This is a genomic window from Micromonospora sp. NPDC002411 (assembly GCF_053592955.1).
In genome coordinates this window covers 1-5,315 of sequence record NZ_JBSFBM010000412.1, presented here as the reverse complement: position 1 = coordinate 5,315, position 5,315 = coordinate 1, and the positions used below count along the sequence as shown (strand labels likewise).

Genomic DNA, 5,315 nt, shown 5'->3' with positions numbered 1-5,315 from the left:
CGAGGGACTGGCCCAGCGCGTTCAACCCTGCCTTGCTGGCCCCGTACGCCGGCTGGTGCGGTTCACCCCGGAACGCGCCTCGGGACGAGACGTTGACGATCCGCCCGCCACTGTCGCGCATGTGCTGGGCAGCGCACCAGATGACGTTGCCGGCACCGGTCAGGTTGGTCTCCAGCACCTGCCGCCAGCGCTTCTGCCAGTGCTCGTAGGAGCCGCCGAAGATCGGGTGCGGGTCGTCCCGGTCGCCGTACGTGCCGGCGTTGTTGACCAGGACGTCCAACCCGCCGAGCACCTCGGCGGCCCGGTCCACCATGGCCCGGACCGCGTCCGGGTCGGTGAGGTCCGCGCGGACCACCACGTGCCCGGCGCCGGGGAGTCGCGCGCGCACCTCCTCGGCCGAGTCGGCGGAGTCGCGGTGGTGGATCGCCACCCGGTCGCCGCTCTGGGCGAACGCCTGCGCCACCGCGGCGCCGATCCCACGCGAGGCTCCGGTCACGAGTACCGCCCGATCCGTCATGCCGGCCATCCTGCCCGAGCCGCGAGCTCGTCTTTACACTGCCCCGATGGGATCCGACTGCCTGTTCTGCCGCATCGTCGCCGGGGAGATCCCGGCCACCGTGGTCCGGGAGACCGACACCACGCTCGCCTTCCGCGACATCGACCCGAAGGCGCCGGTGCACGTCCTGGTCATTCCGAAGGAGCACTACGCCGACGTCGCCACCCTCGCGCAGGGTGACCCGGCGCTGGCCGCCGACGTGCTGGCGACGTCCGCCGCCGTGGCCGAGGACGAGGGTCTGCTCGGCGACGGCTTCCGGTTGATGTTCAACACCGGCGTGTACGGCGGGCAGGAGGTGTTCCACGTGCACGCGCACCTGCTCGGTGGTGCGCCGCTCGGCCCGATGCTGGCCCGGGACCTGGCGTGAGCGAACCCGACAGTCGTGTGCACGAGCACCTGGGTCGACTCGTCCGGCAGGTGCAGGCCGACGCCCGGGTGCCGGCGGTGTCGGTGGCGCTGCACCGGGCCGACCGGCCGCTCTGGACCTGCACCGTCGGTGAGACCGGGACCGACAGCCCGTTGACGCCGGACACCCAGTTCCGGATCGGCTCGGTCACGAAGACCTTCACCGCGGTGCTCACCCTCCAGTGCCGCGACGACGGGCTGCTGGACCTGGACGACCCGGTGGGTCGGCACCTGGACCTGCCCGCACACGGCGAGCTGACCGTGCGCCGGTTGCTGTCGCACACCGCCGGCCTGCAACGCGAGCCGTTCGGCGACGTGTGGGACAGCCTGCGCGCACCGGACGCCGACCAGTTGGTGGCGGAGCTGGTCCGGGCCGAGCGGGTGCTGCCGACGGGCCGCCGGTTCCACTACTCCAACCTGGGCATGGCCGTGCTCGGTCAACTCGTCGCTCGGCTGCGCGGCGAGAGCTGGGCGCAGGCGCTGACCGAGCGGATCCTGACGCCGCTCGGGCTGACCGACACCACGGTCACTCCCCGGCCGACGGCGGCCACCGGGTTCCTGGTCGACGCGTACTCCGACGAGGCGCACCCGGAGCCACCGACCGACTTCGGTGCTGTCGGCCCGGCCGCGCAGCTCTGGAGCACAGCTACCGACATGGCGCGGTGGGCGGCGTTCCTGGCCGACCCGGTGGCACTGGACCCGGCCGGCGCGGTGCTCGCCCCCGCGACGCTGGACGAGATGCGCTGGCCGGTGACCACCACCGACGAGACGCTCTGGGGCGCGGGCTTCGGGCTCGGGCTGATCCTGATCCCGCAGGGGGAACGGGTGATGCACGTGGGGCACGACGGGGCGATGCCCGGTTTCCTCGCCGGTGTGTACGGCCGCAGGGGAGGCGACGGGACGGCCGGTGCGATGGGCGCCGCGGTGCTCGGCTCGTCCGGTACGGCGGCCGAACTGTTCGACCTGACGCACCGGCTGCTCGCCGCGGCGGTCGAGCGGGACCCGGCCGACATCGCGCCGTGGCGACCGGGGGCACCCGCGCCGGCGGCCCTGCGGGGCATGCTCGGCCGCTGGTGGGGCGAGGGTTCCGAGTACGTCTTCTCCTGGCAGGACGGATCCCTGCGGGCGCGTGGGGTAGGGGACCCGGCCGGACGTCCGCCGGCGGTCTTCGTGCCCCTACCGGACCAGCCGGACGTGTTCCGTACGGCGTCCGGCCGGGAGGTCGGTGAGTTGCTGCGACTGACCCGGGACGAGGCCGGCGTGGTGGTCCGGATGCACTGGGCGACGTACCGGTTCACCCGCCACCAGGAGACCTTCGACAGGTACGACTTCCGGGCCGGGCGTTGATCGCGGCCAGCGGAAATGGGCGCGATGCGGCCCGCGTTCAACGGATACGATGGGTGTAACGTCCGCACGCCAGCCAGCAGGCCGGCGCCGAGATCGAGAGCAGGTGGCGCAGGGCCCTTCGGCCCGACCTATGACCGGCACCCCACCTCCCGGCCCGCCCCGGGTGCAGACCAGGATCACCGTGCCCGACTCGAAGATCATGGTCAATCTGCTCGGCGCAGGCGACGAGATCCTCCGACTCGTCGAACGCTCGGTCACCAGTGACGTGCACGTCCGCGGCAACGAGATCACCATCACCGGTGACCCCGCGGACAACGCCCTCGCCGAGCGGGTCTTCAGCGAGCTGCTCGAACTCATCGAGAAAGGCGAGACCCTGACCACTGACGCCGTCCGGCGTACCGTCGGCATGCTCGAGCAGGGCAGCGCCGAGCGGCCCGCCGAGGTCCTGACGCTCAACATCCTCTCCCGTCGCGGGCGCACCATCCGACCCAAGACCCTCGGTCAGAAGCGCTACGTCGACGCCATCGACTCGAACACCATCGTCTTCGGCATCGGCCCGGCCGGCACCGGCAAGACCTACCTGGCGATGGCGAAGGCCGTCCAGGCGTTGCAGGCCAAGCAGGTCAACCGGATCATCCTGACCCGGCCGGCGGTCGAGGCGGGGGAGCGCCTGGGCTTCCTGCCCGGCACGCTCAACGAGAAGATCGACCCGTACCTGCGCCCGCTCTACGACGCGCTGCACGAGATGCTCGACCCGGAGACGATCCCGAAGCTGATGGCCCAGGGGACGATCGAGGTCGCGCCACTGGCGTACATGCGGGGTCGGACGCTGAGTGACGCGTTCATCATCCTGGACGAGGCGCAGAACACCACGCCCGAGCAGATGAAGATGTTCCTCACCCGACTCGGCTTCAACTCCAAGATCGTCGTCACCGGTGACGTCACCCAGGTGGACCTTCCCGGCGGGACGACCAGCGGTCTGCGGGTGGTCCGCGAGATCCTGAAAAACGTCGAGGACGTGCACTTCGCCCAGTTGTCCAGCTCCGACGTGGTCCGCCACCGGCTGGTCGGGGAGATCGTCGACGCGTACGCCCGCTGGGACGCCGAGCGGGAGAACCAGCAGGCGCAGGGCGTCCATGCCGTGCCCGGGCGACCCGCCCAGGGCGGCCGGGCCGGCCGCCGCCGCTAAAGCAGAGGAAAGCAGTTGTCCATCGAGATCGCCAACGAGTCCGGTGTCGACGTCGACACGGACGCCGTGCTCGCCGTCGCCCGGCACGCCCTCGACGAGATGGGGGTCAACCCCCTCGCCGAGCTGTCCGTGCTGCTGGTCGACGTCGAGTACATGACCGAGCTGAACCACCACTGGATGGGCGGCGACGGGCCGACCGACGTGCTCGCCTTCCCCATGGACGAGGGCAGCGTCGACCACGGCCCGGGTGAATCCGCGCCGGCCGGCGGCGAGCCGGCCCTGCTCGGCGACATCGTGCTGTGCCCCGAGGTCGCGGCCAAGCAGGCGGCGACCGCCGGGCACACGCCCGCCGACGAGCTGCACCTGCTCACCGTGCACGGGGTGCTGCACCTGCTCGGTTACGACCACGCCGAGCCGGAGGAGGAGCGGGAGATGTTCGGGCTCCAGGCCCGACTGCTGGCCAGCTGGCGGTCGACCCGCACCCAGTGATGTCCACTCCTCCGTTACTCGCGGCCGGTGCCACCGCCGGCCTTCCTGACCTGCAGCTGATCGTCTTCGCGGCCGGCCTGGTGGTGTTGGCCGGCCTGATCGCGATGACCGAGGCGGCTCTCGCCGCGGTTTCGCCGGCCCGAGCCGCCGAGTTGGCCCGCGACGGTGTGCGTGGTGCCAAGACCCTCCAGGTCGTCGCCGGCGACGTCGTCCGGCACCTCAACCTGCTCCTGCTCCTGCGACTGCTCGCCGAGTTGACCGCCACCACGCTCGTCGCGTTGGTCGCGGTGGACAGCTTCGGCGCGGGTTGGCGGGCCGCACTGGTGACCGCCGGCGCGATGACAGTGGTCAGCTTCGTGGTGGTCGGCGTCGCGCCGCGCACCATCGGCCGGCAGCACGCGTACGCCGTGGGTCGAGCGGTCGCGCCGATGGTCCGCTGGCTGGGCCGGGCACTCAACCCGCTCGCGTCGCTGCTGATCCTGATCGGCAACGCGGTCACCCCGGGGCGCGGGTTCCGGGAGGGGCCGTTCGCCACCCAGGTGGAGTTGCGGGAGCTTGTCGACCTGGCCGAGCAGCGCGGCGTGGTCGAGCACGGCGAACGTCAGATGATCCACTCCGTCTTCGCACTCGGCGACACCATCGCCCGCGAGGTGATGGTGCCGCGTACCGAGATGGTGTGGATCGAGGAGGGCAAGACGCTCGCGCAGGCGCTGGTGCTCTTCCTGCGCTCCGGATTCTCCCGCATTCCGGTGATCGGCGAGAGCGTCGACGACGTGTTGGGTGTGCTCTACCTCAAGGACCTGATCCGTCGCTCCCGGGGCGGCGACCCGCAGGCCGAGCAGTTGCCGGTGGCGGAGTTGATGCGCCCGGCGACCTTCGTGCCGGAGTCCAAGCCGGTCGACGACCTGCTGTCGGAGATGCAGGCGGCCCGCAACCACCTGGTCATCGTCGTCGACGAGTACGGCGGCACCGGCGGTCTGGTCACCATCGAGGACATCCTGGAGGAAATCGTCGGTGAGATCACCGACGAGTACGATGTCGAACGCCCGCCCGTCGAACGTCTGGCGGACTCCTCGGTGCGGGTGACCGCCCGCCTGCCAGTGGAGAACCTGGGCGAGATGTTCGACACCGACCTGCCCACCGACGAGGTGGAGACGGTCGGTGGCCTGCTCGCCCAGTCGCTGGGGCGGGTGCCGATCCCCGGCGCGGAGGTCGAGGTCGCCGGCCTCCGGTTGGTCGCCGAGGGCACCACCGGCCGGCGAAATCGGATCGACACCGTCCTGGTCAGCCGGGCGGAGCCGGGCCACGAACACGACACCGCGGGGCGGC

6 protein-coding genes are annotated in these 5,315 nt (G+C 71.4%); 5 read left to right on the top strand and 1 reads right to left on the bottom strand.

The features are described from left to right. A partial coding sequence (locus ACWCO3_RS31080) for an SDR family NAD(P)-dependent oxidoreductase (RefSeq protein WP_450013438.1) occupies window positions 1-517 on the bottom strand: 517 nt, incomplete at its 3' end. A gap of 46 nt (window positions 518-563) precedes the next feature. Here ACWCO3_RS31080 and ACWCO3_RS31075 point away from each other — a divergent pair. From ACWCO3_RS31075 to ACWCO3_RS31055, 5 genes are all read left to right on the top strand, one after another. Continuing rightward, window positions 564-923, top strand: a complete 360-nt coding sequence (locus ACWCO3_RS31075) for a histidine triad nucleotide-binding protein (protein WP_357843668.1) — start codon at window positions 564-566, stop codon at window positions 921-923. Further along, window positions 920-2,308, top strand: coding sequence for a serine hydrolase domain-containing protein (locus tag ACWCO3_RS31070; protein ID WP_358167249.1), 1,389 nt, complete (start codon window positions 920-922; stop codon window positions 2,306-2,308). Before ACWCO3_RS31075 ends, ACWCO3_RS31070 begins: the two co-directional genes overlap by 4 nt. A 130-nt stretch (window positions 2,309-2,438) precedes the next feature. Next, window positions 2,439-3,497, top strand: coding sequence for a PhoH family protein (locus tag ACWCO3_RS31065; protein WP_450013435.1), 1,059 nt, complete (start codon window positions 2,439-2,441; stop codon window positions 3,495-3,497). A gap of 15 nt (window positions 3,498-3,512) precedes the next feature. Beyond that, entirely contained in the window at window positions 3,513-3,986 is a 474-nt protein-coding gene (gene ybeY, locus ACWCO3_RS31060; protein WP_088988085.1) for an rRNA maturation RNase YbeY, read from the top strand. Beyond that, window positions 3,962-5,315: hemolysin family protein (locus ACWCO3_RS31055; protein WP_450013440.1), on the top strand; the 1,354-nt coding region annotated here is incomplete at its 3' end. The genes ybeY and ACWCO3_RS31055, both read left to right, overlap by 25 nt.